Raw genomic sequence first — 19,485 nt, 5'->3', positions numbered from 1 at the left:
GGTTTTGTGGGTAGCCGGTCGCCCCAGATCGTTGTACCTTTCTCCTTGGTGGAAGCGTCAGATGTTTGGAAGGTATACCTCCAGACGTGTGGGCCCATACGACCGGCGCAGAACCCCCCGCACCGGCGCCCGAACTCCGCCCCCCGGAGGAGTTCGTGTGGCGTCTCCACCTGATGAGACGGGCTCGCACACGATTCATTACGCGAATCGGAGAAAAAGTTCTGGGGAATCTCGTCAGCGGCGTCGGGCGACGATGAAGTCGCGGATCACCGGGGCGAGCGCGGCCCCGACATCGGCCGCGGGGCGCTTGTGTCCCGCGATCTCGAAGGAGTGACCGCCGCCCTCGATCCAGTGGACCCGGGCGTCCTGGCAGGCGGCGAGCGCCTCCTCGAACTGCGACAGCGGCTGGATGAACGGGTCGTTCGTCCCCTCGATGAACAGCTGCGGCACGGCGATCGCCGGAAGGTGCTCGGTACGCGGACGATCCGGGCGCCCCGGCGGGTGCAGGGGGTAGCCGAGGTACACGAGCCCGTCGACGGCGAGCCCCTCGGCGACCGCGAGCGACGCCATGCGCCCGCCGTACGACTTGCCCGCGGCCCAGATGCGTCGTCCCGGGTGGGCGGCCCGGGTGGCCTCGACGATCGCGCGCCAGGTGGCGACGGCGTGGGCAGCCGGACCCGGCATCTTCCGCCCCTGCTGGCTGTAGGGGAAGGAGAACCGTGCCGTCGCGAGACCGAGACCGTCGAGTGCCCCGGCGAGGCCGACGAGGAACGGGTGGTCCTTGCCCGCGCCGGCGCCGTGGGCGATCAGGACGATGTCGTCACTCTCGGCGTCCGTCCGATCGACCGACACCGTGACCGTGCCGTTGGGCAGCGCGACGTCGAGGGTGCTCATCGCTCGTCGTGCCGCGTCAGCGGATCGTGCCAGCGGCGCCGGGATCGGCCGGCCGCGGCGGCACCCCGGGCTCGGGGGCGGGAGCGGGCTCCGGGGCGGGAGCGGGCTCCGGGGCGGGAGCGGGTTCCGGGGCCGGTGCGGGCTCGGGGGTCGGAGCGGGCTCGGGGGCCGGAGCGGGGGCGGGGTCGGCGCCCGGCTCAGGTTCGGGGGCCGGCGCGGCCGGCGGAGCGGGCGCGGGAGCCGGAGCAGCCGGGGGTGCGGGAGCGGGCGCGGGGGTGCCGGCACCCGGGGTGATGCGCTCCCCATAGCGCGGCGGCTCGTCCAGGTTCACGGGCGGGCGCACCGGAGCGACCCGCGTGGCACCGAGCACCTGGCGGGCCTTGGCCAGCGACGCCGCCTGCACCGTGACCTCGTAGTGATCGGCGGCGAACTGCGTGACGCTCGCGAAGTCGCGGCGCCGGCGGACGATCGCGTACGTCACGAGGCTCAGCAGCATGCCGACCGCGACACCGATGAAGACGAATCCCACGAACAGCTGGATGGGGACCTCGGGGTTGCCGAGCACGAGGATGGCCGACAGGAAGAGCCCGATCAGCACGCCGTTGATCGCGCCCGATCGGGCGGCGGCGGCATAGCCGAGGCGCCCCGTCACCCGCTCGACCGTGCGGACGCTCTGCCCGACGATCGCGATGTCCCGCGCCGGCACCTCTCCGGCGATCAGCTTCGACACCGTCTTCTGCGCGCTCTCGTAGTCGCGCATCGAGGCGACGATCTCGCCGGTGTCCGTGCCGTTCGCTGGGCGATTAAGCATGCTCATCAAGCCATTCTTCCATGCCGTGCTCACGGCCGCCGCGGATGGCGTGCGGCCGCCGCGGGCCAGACCCCCGGGATACGCTGGACGAGTGAGCACACAACGGGTCTTCGCCGCGCGCCTCGCAGGGTGCGCCGTCTTCGATCCCGTCGGCGACCGGCTCGGCAAAGTCCGGGATGTCGTCGTCGTGTATCGAAGTACCGCGGCCCCCCGTGTGATCGGCCTCGTGGTCGAGATCCCCGGCCGCCGCCACGTGTTCCTCTCGATCGGGCGGGTCACCTCGATCCGGTCGGGGCAGGTCATCACCACGGGCCTCATCAACGTGCGCCGCTTCTCACCGCGAGCCGGTGAGGTGCGGGTGCTCGCGGAGATGCTCGGGCGCCGCGTGAGCCTCATCGACGGCAGCGGCACCGCCGTCATCGAAGACGTGGCGATCGAGCCGAACCGTCTGGGCGAATGGGCCATCAGCCAGCTCTTCCTGCGGCGACCGAAGACCGGGGCCTCCCCCTTCGCCAAGGGGCCGACGACGTTCGCCGCCTGGAGCGAGGTCGCCGAGGAGCGGGCGCCGGGCGAGGCGCAGTCCGCCGAGCAGCTCGTCGCGTCGTACTCCGAACTGCACGCCGCCGACCTCGCCAACACTCTCCTCGACCTGCCGCAGCAGCGCATGATCGAGGTCGCCGAAGAGCTCTCCGACGACCGTCTCGCCGACGCCCTGGAGGAGATGCCGGAGGACGAGCAGGTGCACATCCTCGACCGGCTCGGCGACGAGCGCGCCGCGGACATCCTCGACCAGATGGAGCCGGACGACGCCGCCGACCTGCTCGCACAGCTGCCGCCCAACCGCCTGGAGCAGCTGCTCGAGCTGATGGAGCCGGAAGAGGCAGAGGACGTCCGGATGCTGCTCCGCTACGGCCCCGACACGGCGGGCGGTCTGATGACGCCGGAGCCGATCATCCTCTCCGCCGACGCGACCGTGGCGGAGGCCCTGGCGCTCATCCGCCGTCATGAGCTGCACCCCGCCCTCGCCGCCGCGGTGTTCGTCACGCTGCCCCCGTTCGAGACCCCGACCGGACGCCTGCTGGGCCTCGTGCACTTCCAGCGGATGCTGCGCTACCCGCCGCACGAGCGCCTCGGCGCCATCCTCGACGACAGCCTCGAACCCGTCCCGGTCACGGCCTCCGCGGCCGAGGTCGCCCGCATGCTCGCCAGCTACGACCTGGTGTCGCTGCCCGTGGTCGACGCCGCCCACCGCCTCGTCGGCGCCATCAGCATCGACGACGTGCTGGACTACCTGCTGCCCGACGACTGGCGCACGCACGACAGCGACGACGCGTCGCCCACGACGGGGGCGCGCTGATGGCGAGGATGAGCCGGTCGACGCCGCGCCTGGACGCACCGGGGCGGGGAACCACGCGCCCCCGCACCACCTCCCGCGACCGCTTCGGACGGTTCACGGAGTGGGTGGCCCGGGCCATGGGCACGCCCGCCTTCCTCGTGATCCTCAGCCTGTTCTGCATCCTCTGGATCGGGTGGAACACGCTCATGCCGCACCACCTGCGCTTCGACGATGCGGCCCTGGGGTTCACGGCGCTCACGCTCATGCTGTCGCTGCAGGCCTCGTACGCCGCCCCGCTGATCCTGCTCGCGCAGAACCGGCAGGACGACCGCGACCGCGTGCAGATCGAGCAGGACCGCCAGCGGGCCGAGCGCAACCTCGCCGACACGGAGTACCTGGCGCGGGAGATCGTGGCGCTGCGCATGGCGCTCGAGGAGCGCAATTCGCAGGCGGTCACCCGAGACGTGCTGCGCCAGGAGCTGAAGGCGCTGCTGGCCGAGCTGAACGACGCCGAAGACGAGCCGGCGGGCGGCGCGACCCCATGACCGCGGCCGACAGCGTCCGCAGCGCCGTCTCCGCCGTCACGGACCCGGAGCTGCGACGCCCCATCGGTGAGCTCGACATGGTGCGGGACATCGAGGTCGACGGCACCGTCGCGCACGTCGGGATCGCGTTGACCATCGTCGGATGCCCCGCCGCCGACCGCATCGAGCGGGATGTCCGCGCCGCGGCCGCCGCGGTGCCCGGCATCGAGACCGTCGAGGTGGACGTGGGGGTCATGACCCCCGCCGAGCGGAAGGCGCTGACCGAGAAGCTGCGCGCCGGTCGCCCGCCGCGCCACATGCCGTTCGGACCCGAGTCGCTCACGCGCGTGATCCTCGTGTCCAGCGGGAAGGGCGGCGTCGGCAAGTCCACCGTCACCGCGAACCTCGCGGTCGCTCTCGCCCAGCGCGGGCTCGCGGTCGGCCTCGTCGACGCCGACGTGCACGGGTTCTCGATCCCCGGTCTGCTCGGCATCCCCGCCGGCACGCAGCCCACGCGCATCGACGACCTCATGCTGCCCCCGGTCGCGCACGGCGTGAAGGCGATCTCGATCGGGATGTTCCTGCGCGACGGCGAGTCGGTCGTCGCGTGGCGCGGGCCCATGCTGCATCGGACCGTGTCGCAGTTCCTCACCGACGTCTTCTTCGGCGACCTCGACGTGCTGCTGATCGACATGCCGCCCGGCACGGGAGACATCGCGATCTCGATCGGTCAGCTGCTCCCCCACGCGGAGGTCCTCGTGGTGACGACGCCGCAGGCGGCCGCATCGGAGGTGGCGATCCGCAGCGGACTGGTGGCGCGGCAGACCGGACAGCGGGTGATCGGCGTGGTCGAGAACATGGCGGCGTACACGCTCCCGGACGGCACCGTGGTCGACCTGTTCGGCGCGGGCGGCGGGGCGGCGGTCGCCGAGGCCCTGTCGGAACCCGGCTCCCCGGTGCCGCTGTTGGCATCGATCCCGCTCAGCCCCGCGCTGCGGCGGGGCGGCGACGTCGGCGACCCCGTCGTGATCGCCGAGCCGGACAACGCGGCGGCGACCGCGATCCGCACTCTGGCCGCACAGCTCGGACGACGGGGACGCGGCCTCGCCGGTCGACCGCTGCCGATGTCGATCTCCTGACCCGTGGAGGATGCCCGGATGCCGCACCGCTCCGTGACCGTGGACGAGAGACTGCTCCGTCACATGGCGAGGGACGCCGCGATCTACACCCTCACGCGCCCGGTCGCCATCGTCATGTGGCTGGCGCTGGCCGCCGCCCTGATCATCGGCGTGCTCAACCTCACCGCGACCGCGCGCGCCGGGCAGGAGACGTCCGCCATCGTGGCCTTCACTCCGGCGGTCGCGGTCGCCCTCGGCCTCTATGCGGTGCTGCTGTCGGTGTCCAGCGCGCGCCGTGCGGTGCGGGCCGCCATGCCCGTGGAGAGCGTGGTGTGGGTGGCGCTGGAGGACGACCGGCTGCAGCTGGGCAGCGACCGGCGGCGCTCCGAGATCCCCTACTCCGAGTTCCAGCACGTCCGCGTCGGGCGCGACGCCGTGCTGCTCAAGGTGCGCGATGCCGCGGTCGCGACCGCGATCCCCCGCGTGCTGCTGAGCGACGACGACATCGCGCGCCTGCGATCCCGCGTCTCCTGAGCCGTCGGGTCAGGTGGCCTCGGAGTCGAACGGAGGACGGTTCTGCGCGTCGAACACCGGCGGCGCGGTGCGCGGGGCCACCGGTTCCGCGATGGTGGCGGCGACCGCGGCCGGGGTCGTCGGCTGGGGCTCCTCGAACAGGGCGTCGCGGATGATGCGCCGGGGGTCGTACTGCCGCGGGTCGAGCTTGCGCCAGTCGACGTCGTCGAGCTCGGGGCCCATCTCCTCCCGCATCCGCGACTTGGTGTCGCGCAGGTACTCGCCGGCCTTGCGGACGAGTCGCGCGAAGCTCTCGGCCGCACGGGGAAGACGTTCGGGTCCGATGATCAGCACCGCGATGAGGCCGATCAGCAGCAGCTTCTCGAAGGTCAGACCGAACGTCATGTGACCAGGCTACCGCCGCGCCTGCGGAGTCTGCGCGCAGACAGCCCATACCCTGGAGGCATCACCCACGCAGGCAGGGAGAGTCAGGCCATGAGCGAGCACGACGCCAACGCGCGCTTCCTTCGAGAATCCATCGTCGAACCGGATTCCCTCGCGAGGGCGCGCGCGCACGCGGTCGAGCTCGGTGCCGCCCCGGTGAGCGCCGCGGTCGGTTCGCAGATCGCCGTGCTCGCCGCCGCCGCGGGGGCGCGGTCGATCGTCGAGATCGGCACCGGTGCCGGCGTGTCCGGCCTCTGGCTGCTGCGCGGCGCCCCGCAGGCCGTCCTGACCACGATCGACAACGAGCCGGAGCATCTCGCCGCGGCACGCCAGGCGTTCGCCGACGCCCGCGTCCCGTCCACCCGCGCCCGCCTCATCACGGGTCGCGCGAGCGACGTGCTGCCGCGCATGAACGAGTCCTCGTACGACATCGTGCTGGTCGACGCCGACCCGGAGAACGTGATCGAGTACGTCGAGCACGGTTTGCGGCTCGCACGGGTCGGCGGGCTCGTGCTCGTGCCGCGCATCCTCGCCGGCGGTCGCGTGGCCGACCCCGTGCAGCGCGACGACGTGACCTCCGCCTACCGCTCGCTGGTGCAGGCGACCCAGGAGTCCTCCGCGGTGCTGGCCACGGTGTCGCCGGCCGGTGAGGGACTGCTGCAGCTGGTGCGCCTCGACGACCAGGACTGACCGCGGGCACGGGGCCGAAACAGCGAAAGAGGGCGATGGATCCGCGGATCCATCGCCCTCCTGGTTCCGCACGAGCGGACCCGGTTCGATCAGGCCGGCGTCACGACGGCACCCAGCACGTCGTGGAGCTCCTTCGCTTCGGCGTCGTTCACGGAGACGACCAGGCGGCCGCCGCCCTCGAGCGGAACGCGCACGATGATGAGTCGTCCTTCTTTCACGGCCTCCATCGGTCCGTCTCCGGTCCTCGGCTTCATCGCTGCCATCGTGGCTCCCTTTCCTCCGGTGGTATGGAACGAGTTTATCGGGTGACACCGCGCCGTGGACGTCACGCCGACACAATCCCGTTCTCCCGCGCGATCAGGGAACCTGCCAGAACGTGCTGCCGAGCGCATACACGTGGTAGATCCACACCCACTGACCGAGCAGGCACAGCACCAGCACGCCGAGACGCCAGGCGCGCGACCGGGGCACCGCGACCGCGCCCCACGCCGGGCTGAGCGGCAGCAGCAACCGGAACGTGCTCGACTGCGGGAAGAACACCGCCAGCAGGTACAGCAGGTAGCTCGCACTCCACAGGCGCAGGTCCGCACCCAGTGCCCGCACCGGGCGGGCGAACAGCAGCGCGAGGGCCGCGGCCACCACGAGCAGCACGAGCGCGACGGGTCCCCCCGCGGCGGGAAGCCCCCACAGCGAGAACCAGAACTGCGACGCCTGCACCCACCCCTCGAACGGCACGAAGCCGTCGACGCCGCCCACGATCCAGTGCCGACGCCAGGCGAGCTCGGTCGCGAGATACGCCCCGGGGTCGCCCGTGACGACGGCGGCGATCACCTGCCACGCGAAGCCGGTCGCGACCGCGAGCGCGCCGACCGCCACGATGTGCACCACCTCGCGCAGGGCGAGCGGATCGTCGCGGCGGTGGATCCAGCGGAGGATGCCGTGGAGGCCGAGGTACAGCGCGAACGCCAGAACCCCGGGTCGCGTGAAGCCCATCACCGGGATCAGCAGGTACAGCCACGCGTACTGCCGGCGGATCGTCGCGTCCAGGGCGAGGAACAGCAGCAGCAGGAACAGCGTCTCCGCATAGCCCACCTGGAACATCGCGGCCAGCGGCCCTGCGGCGAAGAACACGACCGCCCAGAGCGCGGCCCCGCTGCCGATGCGATCGCGCAGCAGGCGGTGCAGCGCCAGGCAGGCCAGGTAGCCGGCGACGAGGGCGAGCACGAACGCTCCCGCTCCCCACGAGCCGAGCACGAAACCGAGCGCCTTCGCGGCGTATGCGAACACCGGCATGAACGCCCACGCGTTCTCGGCGACCTCGCCGGCGTCGGTCAGCGGCAGCTCGCTCGGATACCCGTGGACGGCCACCTGCCAGTACCACTGGGCGTCCCAGCCGAGCACGAAGTCGATCAGGCCCGCGTCACCGCCGAAGCGCGAGAAGACGGTGGACAGCGACGCCGCCGCGATCAGGAACCCCGTCGTCACGACGCGCGCGCCGAGATAGATCAGGCCGATGCGCAGCGGAAGGGGAAGCCGGGCCCAGCGACGTGCCGTGCTCAGTGCGAGGTGAGCCATGCCCGCAGGCCCTGCTCGACCGCCGCGATCTGCGCGAGCGGCACCCGCTCCTCGTCGTGGTGGGCGAGGTGCGGGTCACCGGGGCCGTAGTTCACGGCGGGGATGCCCAGCGCCGAGAAGCGCGCCACGTCGGTCCAGCCGTACTTCGGTCGCGGCTCGGCGCCGACCGCCGCCACGAAGTCCCGCGCGATGTCGGCGTCCAGCCCGGGGCGTGCCCCCTCGGCCGCATCCGTGATCTCCACGTCGAACCCCGCGAGCACCGCGCGCACGTGGGCCTCGGCGTCGGCGGCCGACTTGCTGGGCGCGAAGCGGTAGTTGACCTCGACCTCGCACGCGTCGGGGATGACGTTGCCTGCCACCCCGCCGGCGATGCGGACGGCGCTGAGGCTCTCGCGGTACAGCAGCCCCTCGACCGGGACCTCCCGAGCGCGGTACTCGGCCAGACGGGTGAGGATGGGCGCGGCGCGATGGATGGCGTTCTCGCCGATCCACGCCCGGGCACTGTGGGCGCGGACACCCGAGGTACGCACGATCGCCCGCAGCGTGCCGTTGCAGCCGCCCTCGACCTCGCCGTTCGACGGTTCGCCCAGGATCGCGAAGTCCGCCTGGAGCAGGTCGGGACGTGCCGCCGCCAGCAGCGCGAGCCCGTTCTTGGTCGCCTCGACCTCTTCGTTGTCGTACCACATCCACGTGATGTCGACCGCGGGGTCGGTCAGCTCGGCCGCGAGCTTCAGCTGCACCGCGGTGCCCGCCTTCATGTCGACCGTGCCGCGCCCCCACAGGTAGGGCTCGCCGTCGAGCTCGATGTCGCGCGTGGGAAGGTTGCCGTTCACGGGCACGGTGTCGATGTGGCCGGCGATCGCCACGCGACGGTCTCGGCCGCGGTCGGTGCGGGCGACGATCGTGTTCCCGTGCCGGATGACCTCGAGGTGCGCGAGGGGGGCGACGGCCTGCTCGATGGCGTCGGCGAGCGTCTTCTCGTCGCCCGAGACGCTCGGGATGTCGCAGATCGCGCGGGTGAGGGCAGCAGAGGACGCGGTCAGATCGAGCACCATGCCCTCAGCCTACCGACCGTCGTCATGCGGGCGGAGGCCCGGGTCGGCCCGCGATACCGTGGAGGTATGAGCGACGCGAGAACTGTGTGGGGCATCGGACTGACCACGACCGCCGGCGACGGCACCGTCCTGGACGCCTGGTTCCCCGAGGTGCGCACCGTCGCCCCCTCGACCGAGGACGCCGCGGCCGCGGTCGACGCCCTGGTCCCGCTCGCCGGGCCGGACGAGCGCCGCAACGTGACGGTCGAGGTCGTCCAGCTCCAGGTCGACCTCGACGCCGCCCCCGCCTCCACCGCGGACGCGTACCTGCGGCTGCACGCGCTGTCGCACCTGGTCGCACGCCCGAACGAGCTGAACCTGGACGGCATCTTCGCCCACCTGCCGAACGTGGCCTGGACGAACGCCGGACCTGTCCTGCCGTCCGACGCGGCCCGTCTGCGCCCGCAGCTCCAGCGGGCGGGCATCCAGGTGCAGGGGCTCGACAAGTTCCCGCGCCTGACCGACTACGTCCAGCCCGCCGGTGTCCGCATCGCCGACGCGTCCCGCGTGCGCCTCGGCGCCCACCTCTCCCCCGGCACCACCGTGATGCACGAGGGCTTCGTGAACTTCAACGCCGGTACGCTCGGCGCCTCCATGGTCGAGGGCCGCATCTCGCAGGGTGTCGTCGTGGGCGACGGCAGCGACATCGGTGGCGGCGCCTCCATCATGGGCACGCTCTCCGGCGGCGGCACGCACCGTGTCTCGATCGGGTCGCGCACGCTCCTGGGCGCCAACGCGGGGATCGGCATCTCGCTGGGTGACGACTGCGTGGTCGAGGCCGGGCTCTACGTCACGGCTGGTACCAAGATCGTGCTGGCCGACGGCCCGGTCACTCCGGACCGCGGCCGTCCGACCGTGAAGGGCGCGGAGCTGTCCGGCCGCGACCGCCTCCTGTTCCGCCGCAACTCCCTCACCGGTGCAGTCGAGGCGGTCCAGCGCGCCGGCGTCGGGGTCACGCTGAACGACGCGCTGCACGCCTGACACCGGGCATGCGGCCTCCGGCATGCCGCCACTGGTAGACTGACACCGCTGCTCGCGCCGCCGGCCGGTCAGCATCGTCGTCGTCTAGGGGTCTCCGAGGACCGAAGCGAGCGCCCGGCGCTCCCATCACCAGCCCGAACTGGCCATACGTACGGCGAATGGACGCGCGATCCGCCGCGTCCTCGCCCACCTCACCCCACTACCGCGCCCCTGTCGGGCGCTGACGGAGTTTCTGCATGCCTTCCTTCCTCGATCTCGGCGTTCCCGCCGAGCTCGCCGCCGGTCTCGCCGCCTCCGGCAAGACCGAGGCGTTCGCGATCCAGCGCGACACCCTTCCCGATTCGCTCGCCGGCCGTGACCTCCTCGGTCGCGGACGCACCGGCAGCGGCAAGACCATCGCCTTCGCCCTTCCGCTCGTGGCGCGGCTCGCGGCCTCGGGCACCAAGCGCCGCGCCGGGCTCCCCCGCGGCCTGGTGCTCGCGCCGACCCGAGAGCTCGCGACGCAGATCGCCGCCACCGTGGCCCCGCTCGCCGAGGCCGTGGGCCTCCGCGTCACCACCGTGTTCGGCGGTGTCAGCCAGCGTCCGCAGGAGAAGGCGCTGCAGGGCGGCGTCGACATCGTGGTGGCCTGCCCCGGTCGCCTCGAAGACCTCATGAAGCAGCAGGTCGTGCGTCTGAGCGCGATCGAGGTCGCGGTGCTCGACGAGGCCGACCACATGGCCGACCTCGGCTTCCTCCCCGGCGTCACCCGCATCCTCGCGGCGACGCCCGCCGACGGACAGCGCCTGCTGTTCAGCGCGACCCTCGACCGCGGCATTGACACCCTCGCCCGCCGGTTCCTCTCGAACCCGGTCAGCCACGAGGTCGATGAGGCGAGCGTGCCCGTGGGCGAGATGACGCACCGCGTGCTGGTGGTCGACTCCACCGAGAACAAGACCGTGCTCGTGCGCGACCTGGCGTCCGGCACCGGCCGTCGCATCCTGTTCACGCGCACGAAGCACCAGGCGAAGAAGCTCGCCAAGCAGCTCACGGCCGCCGGCATCCCCGCGGTCGACCTGCACGGCAACCTCTCGCAGAACGCGCGCGAGCGCAACCTCGGCGCGTTCTCGACCGCTCCGGAGGACGGCGGGGTGCGCGTGCTCGTGGCCACGGATGTCGCGGCGCGCGGTGTGCACGTCGACAACGTCGACCTCGTGGTGCACGTCGATCCGCCCGTCGAGCACAAGGCCTATCTGCACCGCTCCGGCCGCACCGCGCGTGCCGGCGCCGCGGGCACGGTGGTCACGGTCGTGCTCCCCGAGCAGCGCCGCGACGTGAAGGACCTGCTGCGCAAGGCCGCGATCTCGGCCCCGCTCGAAGAGCTCACCCCGGCCGCGGTGACCGAGCTGGTGCCGGAGCGCGCGCCGCACGTGCGCCCCGCACCGGTGCAGCAGGCGCCGCAGCGCCCGGCCGCCAAGCAGCGGCCCGCCGGTGGCGAACGCAGCTCCGCGGCGACCCCGCCCGCGCGACGTCGCCGCCGCCGCTCCGGCGGTCAGGGCGGCGGCCAGGGCGGCAGCTACTCCACGCAGACCGGCGGCGCTTCGCGCCAGGGCGGCCAGTCCCGCCAGGGCGGTGGCCGCGGCTCGCAGGGCCGCTGACACCCCTGCCACCCGGAACGGTGCTCCTCTTCACGGAGGGGCACCGTTCTGCGTTGCGCTGCCGGACGCCGAAACGCCCCCTCCGATGTGACGGAGGGGGCGTTTCGGGTGACGGCTCAGCGCGTCGGGAAGGACCGCTCGGGCGAACCCGTGTACAGCTGCTGCGGGCGGCCGATCTTGGTCTGCGGGTCGAGCTGCAGCTCACGCCACTGCGCGAGCCAGCCCGGGAGCCGTCCGATCGCGAACAGCACCGTGAACATGCGCGTCGGGAAGCCCATCGCCTTGTAGATCACGCCGGTGTAGAAATCGACGTTCGGGTAGAGGCGACGCTCGCGGAAGTAGTCGTCGGCGAGCGCGAGCTCCTCGAGCTCCTTCGCCAGATCGAGCAGCGGGTCTGTCACGCCCAGCGAGGCGAGCACCTCGTCGGCCGCCTCCTTGACGAGCTTGGCGCGCGGGTCGTAGTTCTTGTAGACCCGGTGCCCGAAGCCCATCAGCTTCACGCCCTCTTCCTTGTTCTTCACCCGCTCCACGAAGCGCGCGACGCTCTGCCCCGAGTCGCGGATCTGGCCGAGCATCGTCAGCACGGCCTCGTTCGCACCGCCATGCAGCGGGCCGGAGAGCGCCTGGATGCCGGCGGACACGGAGGCGAACTGGTTCGCGCCCGTCGAGCCGACGAGGCGGACGGTCGACGTGGAGGCGTTCTGCTCGTGGTCCTCGTGCAGGATCAGCAGCAGCTCGAGCGCCTTCGCCATGACCGGGTTGATCTCATACGGCTCGGAGTTGACGCCGAAGTTGAGCTTGAGGAAGTTCTCCACGAACCCGAGGGAGTTGTCAGGGTACAGGAACGCCTGCCCGACGCTCTTCTTGTGCGCGTAGGCCGCGATCACCGGGAGCTTGGCGAGCATGCGGATCATGTTCAGCTCGACGTGCTCGGGGTTGTGCGGGTCGGTCTGGCCCTCGTAGTACGTCGACAGGGCGGCGACCGCCGAGGACAGCACGGACATGGGGTGCGCGGTGTGCGGCAGCGCGGAGAAGAAGCGCTTGAGGTCTTCGTGCAGCAGCGTGTGGCGGCGGATCTTCTCGTCGAACTCGGCGAGCTCGGATGCCGAGGGCAGCTCGCCGTAGATGAGCAGCCACGCCACCTCGAGGTAGCTGGTGCTCCCGGCGAGCTGTTCGATCGGGTAGCCGCGGTAGCGCAGGATGCCCTTGTCGCCGTCGATGAAGGTGATCTCGGACTTGGTCGAGGCGGTGTTCACGAAGCCGTAGTCGAGTCCGGTGTACCCGGTCTGCCTGGTCAACGTCGAGAAATCGATGCTGTCGTGGCCGGCCGTGCCGCGCACCACGGGGAATTCGGCGGTGGTGTCACCGATCGTCAGCTTCGCCGTCTGGTCTGCTGCAGCGCTCACGCGCCCTCCTCCTTTGTCTGACCGCCTGCGCGTCGCGGGGGTGTCAGCACGTTCGTGATCAAGCCGGAAGTGGCGATCTCTCGGCGCCGAGCGCCTGGTCGGGTGACGACCGAATCGCTTTTACAGCCTAGTAGTCCCACCGGCCTACTGTGACAACCGCCAAACAGATCGCCACTGAGCTGAGGGAAGCTACAGAGCGCCGTCGTGCAGGCGCTCTGCCGCCGCGCTCACCCGCTCGGTCGGCGCGGTCAGCGCGAGCCGCACGTGCTGCGCCGCGTCGGCACCGTAGAAGGGGCCGGGACCCGCGAGGATGCCCAGGTCGGCGAGCCGCCCCAGCGACTCCCACGCGTCGCGTCCCTCCGTCGCCCACAGGTAGAGACCCGCCTCCGAGCCGTCGATGCGGAAGCCGGCGGCCTCCAGGGCCGGACGGAGCAGGTCGCGCCTGGCGCGGTACAGCTCCTTCTGCGCGGCCACGTGCGCGTCGTCGCCGAGCGCCACGGCCATCGCGTGCTGCACCGGAGCGGGCGGCATGAGGCCGAGGTGCTTGCGGGCGGTGAGCAGCTCCCCCACGATGCGGGCGCACCCGGCCACGAAGGCGGCGCGATACCCCGCGAGGTTCGACTGCTTGCTGAGCGAGTACACGCTGAGCAGGTTGGCGCGGCTGCCGTCGGTCACCCGCGGGTCCAGCACGGACGGGATCGGCTCCGTCGACCACGGGCCGTCCCACCCCAGCTCCGCGTAGCACTCGTCGCTCGCCAGGACCGCGCCCAGCTCGCGCGCGCGACGCACGGCGGCCGCGAGCTCCGCGACGCTCCAGGTGCGCCCGTCGGGGTTGCCCGGGGTGTTGATCCAGATGAGCTTCGTGCCCTCGGGCCACTCCGCCGGATCGTCGGCCGCGAGCGGTGTGGCTCCGGCGACGCGGGCGCCCACGTCGTACGTCGGATAGGCCACGCGCGGGTGCACCACGATGTCGCCCGGCCCGAGACCGAGCAGCGTGGGCAGGAGCCCGACGAGCTCCTTCGAGCCGATCGTGGGCAGCACGTTGTCGATGCGCAGATCCGGCACGCCGCGGCGGCGCGCATACCAGGCGACGATGGCCTCGCGCAGCGCGGGGGTCCCGACCGTCTGCGGATAGGCGTGGGCGTCTGTCGCCTCGGCGAGCGCCCGGCGGATGATGTCGGGCGTCGGGTCGACGGGCGAGCCGACCGAGAGGTCGACCAGACCGCCCGGGTGCTGCGCTGCGCGGTCACGGAACGGGACGACCGCGTCCCACGGGTAGTCGGCGAGGTCGCGGACGCTCACGGCCGGCGCCTACTCGCCCTGCGGCGGCAGCGCGGCGATGATCGGGTGGTCGAACGGGTAGACGCCGACCTTGGCGGCGCCTCCGGGCGAGCCGATCTCGTCGAAGAACTCGACGTTGGCCTTGTAGTAGTCCTGCCACTCGTCGGGCAGGTCGTCCTCGTAGTAGATGGCCTCGACGGGGCACACCGGCTCACAGGCACCGCAGTCGACGCATTCGTCCGGGTGGATGTACAACGACCGTTCGCCCTCGTAGATGCAGTCAACGGGGCACTCGTCGATGCAGGCGCGATCCTTGACATCGACGCACGGGAGGGCGATCACATACGTCACCGCTCCAGTCTACGTCGCGCTCGGCTCCCGGTCCTCCGTCGGCGCGCTCGCGGGTCGCGCGGGCGGGCGGGAGAACGACGGCCACGCGACAACGAGCAGCACGATCCCCGCCGCCAGGTAGGTCCAGATGCGACCGGCGAGCGAGTCCTGCACGACGACGGAGCCGCCGGGGCCCACACCGGAGATCATGACCAGCATGCCGAGCATCCCGAGCCCTGCGGCGACGGCCGCCCAGCGGTCGTGGGTGAGCGCGCGGATCGCCACCAGGATGGCGGCGCAGGCGATCGCCGCGACGATCAGGCCGACCGGGATCGGGCCCCACGTCACGCTGTGCGCGATGGTCCCGGCCACGCCGTAGACACCGCCGACCAGGGCCGCGGCGACCCACGACAGCACCCTCGAGATCCCGTTCACGCGCACCCCTCGATCCTATCCGCGCGGCGGTCGCGGCACCCGCCGATCAGCTCGCGAGCCCGAACAGCCGCAGCAGCGCCGCCACCAGCGCCGCCGCCACGACCACCACGAGGAACGACTGCCGCAGCCACAGCAGTCCGGCCGCCACCAGCAGCGCGGGCACGCGGGCATCGACCGTGACGGCCTGGCCGTCGCCGAGGGTCTGCACAGCGACGAGTGCCGCGAGCAGGGCCACCGTGAGCAGATCGGAGATGCGGGCGGGACGCGGCGCCTCGAGCACCTTCGGCGGCACGAGGTAGCCCGCGGCCTTGAGCGCGAGGCAGATCAGGGCGGCCAGCAGGACGGCGCTCCACAGGCTCATGCGCCGGCCTCCCGCGTCTCGAGCGGCTCGCGCCCCGCGTCGTCCCGCCCGAGCCAGTTGAACCACCCGACCGCGATCGCGACGACCGCGGCGATCAGCACCGGCAACCCCGGCATGAGGAACGGGGTCAACGCCGCCGCGACCACTGCCGCCGCCACGCCGACGGCCACCGCCTGGCGCTGACGGAGGCGCGGCCACAGCAGGGCGAGGAACGCTGCCGCGGCCGCCGCGTCCAAGCCCCAGGCCTTCGGGTCGCCGAGCACGTCGCCGACGAGGGCTCCGGTGAGGGTGGTCAGGTTCCAGCCGATGAAGATGCCCACGCCCGTGACCCAGAAGCCCACCCGGCGCAGGCGAGGGTCGTTCTGGGCGATCGCGACGGCGGTGGACTCGTCGATCGTGAAGTGCGCGGCGGCCGCACGGCGCCACGGTCCTCCTCCGACGAGGGGCGACATGCGCATGCCGTAGGCGACGTTGCGCACGCCGAGCAGCGCGGCCGAGGCGATCGCCGACGGGAGGGCGGCGAGGCCGCCCGAGGCGAAGACGCCGATGAACGCGAACTGCGACCCGCCCGTGAACATCAGCAGGCTCAGCACGCAGGTCTGCCACACGTCCAGCCCGGAGGCGACGGCGAGGGCACCGAAGGAGATGCCGTAGGCGCTGGTGGCGAGCACGACGCCGAGCGCCTCGCGCCACACCTCGCGTTCCGCGGTCACCGGGACACCGCGCGCGCTGTTCGTTTGAGTGAACGCATGACCATCATTCTGAACAGCCGCTGGTGGATAGTCAAGCGAACGATCGTTTGACATGATGAACGCATGGAGGATCTCCGCACCCGCCTCGCCCGCACGCTCCGCCGCGAGCGAGAGGCCGCGAGCCTGTCCGTCTCGGAGCTCGCCCGCCGCGCCGGCGTCTCCAAGGCGACCGTCTCACAGCTCGAGAGCGGCGCGGGCAACCCCAGCGTCGAGACGCTGTGGGCCCTGGGCGTCGCCCTCGGGGTGCCCTTCGCGGTGCTGGTCGACCAGCAGGCCAACGCGCCCACGCTCATCCGCGCCGACGAGCTCGCGGGCGTGCCCTCGTCCGCCGCCGCCTACAGCGCGACCCTCCTCTCGGCCAGCCCGCCCGGCGCCCGGCGCGACGTGTACCTGATCCAGGCCGAGCCCGGAGACCCCCGCCGTTCCGACCCGCACCACCCGGGCACGATCGAGCACGTGATCCTGATCGCGGGCCAGGCCCGCATCGGCCCGCCCGACGAGCCCGTCGTGCTCGACCCCGGCGACTACCTCACGTACGCCGGAGACGTGTCGCACATCTTCGAGGCCACCAAGCCCGGGACGAGCGCGGTCCTCATCTCCGAGCTGCGCTGAGCGCCGCCTCAGTCCGAGCCGCTCGACGGCGACGGATCGGGGATCTCGTGCGGCCGGTACTGCGGCAGCCGCGACGCCGGGAGGATCGCCAGGGCGCTCACCGCCGCCAGCAGCAGCAGTCCGAGCTTGAGCGTGCTCAGACGCGCCTGCTCGTTCACGGCGACCGCCGCATCCACCTGCTCCTCCGTGGCGTCCGTCGACTCCAGCACCACGCGCAGGTCGTCGTTGCTGATGAAGTTCACGTCGTCCATCGGCACCTGCGCCACCAGCGACGGCGGCAGCTCCGGATGCTCGACCACCGCGCGACCGACGTTCAGGGCGAGCAGCGACACCAGCAGCGCGCCGGCGAGAGCCGTCCCCACCGCCGACGCGAGGTTCTGCGTCGTGCCGCGCAGGGAGCCCACGTCGCCCGCCAGCTCCGCGGGGGCCGCCGTGACCAGCACGTTGAACACGAGCGTGACCAGGGCGCCCTGTCCGATGCCGAACACGATCAGCCCCGCGATCGTCGGCACGGTCTCCCAGTTGTTCGTCACGACGACCGAGAGCCACACGAGCGCGGCGGTGGTGAGGATGAAGCCGAACACCCCGATGGTGCGCGGGGGGTAGCGCTTGTAGAAGCGCACGACCAGTGTCGCGGTCAGGAAGACCGTGAGGTTGAACGGCATCATCGCCAACGACGTGTCGAACGGGGTCCTCCCCTGCACGATCTGGATGTACAGCGGGATCGTGAAGTTCACGCACGCCTCGAGCCCCACGACGATGAACATGGCGTAGACGGCGGCACGCTCGCGCGACGACCCCAGCACACTGAGGTCGATGAGCGGTACCTTGCCCTCCGCCATGCGCCGCCGCGTCCACAGGAAGAACGCCTGCCCCAGCACGAGGCCGAGCACGATGAACAGCGGTGCCGGCGACAGCCCCAGCACACTGAACGGGGCGGCCGGCGATGCGGCCAGCGCACCCCAGCCGTTGAGGTTGTTGAACCCGAGCGTCAGCAGCACGATCGCGCCGCCGATCAGGAGCGACGCCACGAGGTCGATGCGGATGGAGGCGTCGCCGCGGTCGCCGCGCAGCGTGAAGCTCAGGGCGAAGACGGCGACCGCGATCGCCAGCACGATGAAGAACAGCGGGCGCCAGCCGACGAGCGTGCCCAGTGTGCCGCCGATGAGGAAGGCGCTCACACCCGAGATGGCGCGGGCGGAGCCGATGGCCCCGATCGCGGTGGCCTGCTGGGATCCGCGGTAGTTCTCGGCGATCAGCGCCACGATGGACGGCACGATGATGGCCGCGGCCGCCCCGGCCACCGCCTGACCGGCGATCGCCCACCAGATGCCGGGGGCGGTGAGCATCATGATCGCGGAGCCGGCGAACAGGGCGACCACCACCCGGAAGATCAGCACCCAGCCGACGCGCTGCCCGAGCTTCGCGCCCGTCATCACGAGCGCCGCGACCGCCAGGCCGTACATCACGATGGTGGTGCTGGCGAGTGTCGGCGGCACGCCGAACTCACCGACCATGCCGCCCAGGGAGATGGGCAGCGCCGCCACATTGAACGACATCAGCACCTGCGCGAGGAACAGACTCACCATCGGCAGCCACGAGGTCTTCGCTGGCGCCTGCACCGTCTCCGTCATGATCGCTCCTTCTCCGCCGATCGGGGACCGCTCCGCGAGTCGTCCGCCTGCGCGGGTGCGGAGGCGAACAGATTGAGCCCGAGCGAGCGCGACAGATGGCCGATCGCCATCTGCGACCGCACGGAGTTGCCCGCGTCGTCCAGCCGCGGCGAGAACCCGGCAGCCGCCCCTTTGCCCGGCGAGACCGCGACGATCCCTCCCGCGACACCGGACTTCGCCGGGAGACCGATCTCGAACAACCAGTCGCCGGAGTTCTCGTAGAGGCCGCTCGCTGCGACGACCGCGAGCGTGTCGCGGCACACGTCCGCCGTCACCACGCGCTCCCCCGTGATCGGGTTCACGCCGCCGTCGGCGAGCGTCGCCCCCATGACGGCCAGGTCGTGCGCCGTCACGCTCAGCGCGCACTGCCGCGTGTACACATCGACGATCTGGTCCGGGTCGCCCGCCAGGCGTCCGTAGCTCTTGAGCAGCCAGCCGAGGGCGCGGTTGCGGTCGTTCGACGCCGCCTCCGACGCGTACACCTCGCCGTCGAGGCTCAGCGGCCGTCCGGCGAACGCCGACAGCCCCTCCCGCACCCGTTCCCACTGTTCGACCGCGGTCGCGCCCGGCATCAGCGCCGTGGTCGCGATCGCGCCGGCGTTGACCATCGGGTTGCGCGGATGGCCCTCGTTCAGCTCCAGCGCGACGACCGAGTTGAACGCGAGCCCGGTGTTGTTGACGCCGACGATGTCGCGGACGCGCTCGTGCCCGTGCTCCTGGATCGCCAGGGCGTACACGAACATCTTCGAGATCGACTGGATCGAGAACGGGTGCAGCGCGTCTCCGGCGTCGTGCACCCCGCCGCCGACCTCGATGACGGCGAGACCGAACAGCTCGGGGTCCACCTCGGCCAGCACCGGGATGTAGTCGGCCACGCGCCCTCCGCGCTCACCGGCATAGCGGGCGTGGGCCTCCCGGACGATCTCGTCCACGCGCTCCCAGCCGGGCAGCGTGCCAGTCGAGACCTCCTGCGGGACATCGAGCCAGGCGACGGGATCGAGCACCACTCCTCCTCGGA

Annotated in this window: 22 protein-coding genes; 8 read left to right on the top strand and 14 right to left on the bottom strand. The window is 71.9% G+C overall.

Annotation, left to right across the window (positions count from 1 at the left end):
* Positions 1 to 234: 234 nt before the first annotated feature.
* Positions 235 to 894 carry an alpha/beta hydrolase family protein gene (locus ACWGQ1_RS17540; RefSeq protein ID WP_136029990.1) on the bottom strand — a complete coding sequence of 220 codons (660 nt, stop codon included), beginning with the start codon at positions 892 to 894 and terminating at the stop codon, positions 235 to 237.
* 16 nt (positions 895 to 910) lie between these two features.
* Positions 911 to 1,711 (bottom strand): general stress protein, encoded by an 801-nt coding sequence (locus ACWGQ1_RS17535; protein ID WP_452313448.1) that lies wholly within the window; start codon positions 1,709 to 1,711, stop codon positions 911 to 913.
* Between the two features lie 85 nt (positions 1,712 to 1,796).
* Here ACWGQ1_RS17535 and ACWGQ1_RS17530 point away from each other — a divergent pair, with 85 nt between their 5' ends.
* Genes ACWGQ1_RS17530 through ACWGQ1_RS17515 form a run of 4 tightly spaced genes read left to right on the top strand, consistent with a single transcriptional unit; the run spans position 1,797 to position 5,217 of the window.
* A complete protein-coding gene (locus tag ACWGQ1_RS17530; RefSeq protein ID WP_452313447.1) occupies positions 1,797 to 3,062 on the top strand; it encodes a magnesium transporter MgtE N-terminal domain-containing protein in 1,266 nt (421 codons plus the stop codon).
* Complete coding sequence (locus ACWGQ1_RS17525) at positions 3,062 to 3,586, top strand: DUF1003 domain-containing protein (RefSeq protein WP_136033189.1); 525 nt, start codon at positions 3,062 to 3,064, stop codon at positions 3,584 to 3,586. The genes ACWGQ1_RS17530 and ACWGQ1_RS17525 overlap by 1 nt, the downstream gene beginning before the upstream one ends.
* Complete coding sequence (locus ACWGQ1_RS17520; RefSeq protein WP_452313446.1) at positions 3,583 to 4,704, top strand: P-loop NTPase; 1,122 nt, start codon at positions 3,583 to 3,585, stop codon at positions 4,702 to 4,704. The genes ACWGQ1_RS17525 and ACWGQ1_RS17520 overlap by 4 nt, the downstream gene beginning before the upstream one ends.
* 18 nt (positions 4,705 to 4,722) lie before the next feature.
* Positions 4,723 to 5,217, top strand: a complete 495-nt coding sequence (locus tag ACWGQ1_RS17515; RefSeq protein WP_136035377.1) for a YcxB family protein — start codon at positions 4,723 to 4,725, stop codon at positions 5,215 to 5,217.
* 9 nt (positions 5,218 to 5,226) lie between these two features.
* On the opposite strand, the gene ACWGQ1_RS17510 is transcribed toward ACWGQ1_RS17515, so the two are convergent.
* Entirely contained in the window at positions 5,227 to 5,601 is a 375-nt protein-coding gene (locus ACWGQ1_RS17510; protein ID WP_136033195.1) for a Sec-independent protein translocase family protein, read from the bottom strand.
* Between the two features lie 90 nt (positions 5,602 to 5,691).
* Between ACWGQ1_RS17510 and ACWGQ1_RS17505 the strand changes: the two genes are divergently transcribed.
* On the top strand, positions 5,692 to 6,330 hold the full coding sequence (locus ACWGQ1_RS17505; protein ID WP_136033197.1) for an O-methyltransferase: 639 nt from the start codon (positions 5,692 to 5,694) through the stop codon (positions 6,328 to 6,330).
* Between the two features lie 89 nt (positions 6,331 to 6,419).
* Here ACWGQ1_RS17505 and ACWGQ1_RS17500 read toward each other — a convergent pair whose 3' ends face one another.
* From ACWGQ1_RS17500 to dapE, 3 genes are all read right to left on the bottom strand, one after another.
* Positions 6,420 to 6,593 (bottom strand): DUF3117 domain-containing protein, encoded by a 174-nt coding sequence (locus ACWGQ1_RS17500; protein WP_136033199.1) that lies wholly within the window; start codon positions 6,591 to 6,593, stop codon positions 6,420 to 6,422.
* A 94-nt stretch (positions 6,594 to 6,687) separates the two neighbouring features.
* Positions 6,688 to 7,905, bottom strand: coding sequence for a hypothetical protein (locus tag ACWGQ1_RS17495; protein WP_136035379.1), 1,218 nt, complete (start codon positions 7,903 to 7,905; stop codon positions 6,688 to 6,690).
* Positions 7,887 to 8,960, bottom strand: a complete 1,074-nt coding sequence (gene dapE, locus ACWGQ1_RS17490; RefSeq protein WP_452313445.1) for a succinyl-diaminopimelate desuccinylase — start codon at positions 8,958 to 8,960, stop codon at positions 7,887 to 7,889. Before dapE ends, ACWGQ1_RS17495 begins: the two co-directional genes overlap by 19 nt.
* A 66-nt stretch (positions 8,961 to 9,026) precedes the next feature.
* Between dapE and dapD the strand changes: the two genes are divergently transcribed.
* Entirely contained in the window at positions 9,027 to 9,980 is a 954-nt protein-coding gene (gene dapD, locus ACWGQ1_RS17485; RefSeq protein WP_452313444.1) for a 2,3,4,5-tetrahydropyridine-2,6-dicarboxylate N-succinyltransferase, read from the top strand.
* 236 nt (positions 9,981 to 10,216) lie between these two features.
* Positions 10,217 to 11,617: a DEAD/DEAH box helicase gene (locus tag ACWGQ1_RS17480; RefSeq protein WP_452313443.1), complete on the top strand. Its 1,401-nt coding sequence runs from the start codon at positions 10,217 to 10,219 to the stop codon at positions 11,615 to 11,617.
* A 116-nt stretch (positions 11,618 to 11,733) separates the two neighbouring features.
* Here the strand turns inward: ACWGQ1_RS17480 and ACWGQ1_RS17475 are convergent, their stop codons facing one another.
* From ACWGQ1_RS17475 to ACWGQ1_RS17450, 6 genes are all read right to left on the bottom strand, one after another.
* Entirely contained in the window at positions 11,734 to 13,023 is a 1,290-nt protein-coding gene (locus ACWGQ1_RS17475; protein ID WP_136028647.1) for a citrate synthase, read from the bottom strand.
* Between the two features lie 189 nt (positions 13,024 to 13,212).
* The gene (dapC, locus tag ACWGQ1_RS17470) at positions 13,213 to 14,325 is read right to left on the bottom strand and encodes a succinyldiaminopimelate transaminase (protein ID WP_136028646.1); all 1,113 of its coding nucleotides are present in this window, start codon (positions 14,323 to 14,325) and stop codon (positions 13,213 to 13,215) included.
* A 9-nt stretch (positions 14,326 to 14,334) separates the two neighbouring features.
* A complete protein-coding gene (gene fdxA, locus ACWGQ1_RS17465) occupies positions 14,335 to 14,655 on the bottom strand; it encodes a ferredoxin (protein ID WP_017203330.1) in 321 nt (106 codons plus the stop codon).
* Positions 14,656 to 14,664: 9 nt separating this feature from the next.
* Positions 14,665 to 15,069 carry a hypothetical protein gene (locus ACWGQ1_RS17460; RefSeq protein ID WP_206251516.1) on the bottom strand — a complete coding sequence of 135 codons (405 nt, stop codon included), beginning with the start codon at positions 15,067 to 15,069 and terminating at the stop codon, positions 14,665 to 14,667.
* Between the two features lie 46 nt (positions 15,070 to 15,115).
* Entirely contained in the window at positions 15,116 to 15,430 is a 315-nt protein-coding gene (locus ACWGQ1_RS17455; RefSeq protein ID WP_452313442.1) for an AzlD domain-containing protein, read from the bottom strand.
* Positions 15,427 to 16,143: an AzlC family ABC transporter permease gene (locus ACWGQ1_RS17450; RefSeq protein WP_136045755.1), complete on the bottom strand. Its 717-nt coding sequence runs from the start codon at positions 16,141 to 16,143 to the stop codon at positions 15,427 to 15,429. The genes ACWGQ1_RS17455 and ACWGQ1_RS17450 overlap by 4 nt, the downstream gene beginning before the upstream one ends.
* Before the next feature lie 102 nt (positions 16,144 to 16,245).
* On the opposite strand from ACWGQ1_RS17450, the gene ACWGQ1_RS17445 reads away from it, so the two are divergent.
* On the top strand, positions 16,246 to 16,794 hold the full coding sequence (locus ACWGQ1_RS17445) for a helix-turn-helix domain-containing protein (RefSeq protein WP_136036699.1): 549 nt from the start codon (positions 16,246 to 16,248) through the stop codon (positions 16,792 to 16,794).
* Positions 16,795 to 16,802: 8 nt separating this feature from the next.
* Here ACWGQ1_RS17445 and ACWGQ1_RS17440 read toward each other — a convergent pair whose 3' ends face one another.
* Together ACWGQ1_RS17440 and glsA are read right to left on the bottom strand one after the other, a co-directional pair.
* Positions 16,803 to 18,428: an MFS transporter gene (locus tag ACWGQ1_RS17440; RefSeq protein ID WP_452313441.1), complete on the bottom strand. Its 1,626-nt coding sequence runs from the start codon at positions 18,426 to 18,428 to the stop codon at positions 16,803 to 16,805.
* Positions 18,425 to 19,471, bottom strand: coding sequence for a glutaminase A (gene glsA / locus ACWGQ1_RS17435; RefSeq protein ID WP_452313440.1), 1,047 nt, complete (start codon positions 19,469 to 19,471; stop codon positions 18,425 to 18,427). Before glsA ends, ACWGQ1_RS17440 begins: the two co-directional genes overlap by 4 nt.
* Positions 19,472 to 19,485 lie beyond the last annotated feature (14 nt).

The sequence above is a fragment of the Microbacterium sp. NPDC055599 genome, from assembly GCF_053618975.1.
The sequence above is the reverse complement of the archived record's forward strand: the minus strand, read 5'-3'. Positions and strand labels throughout refer to the sequence as shown.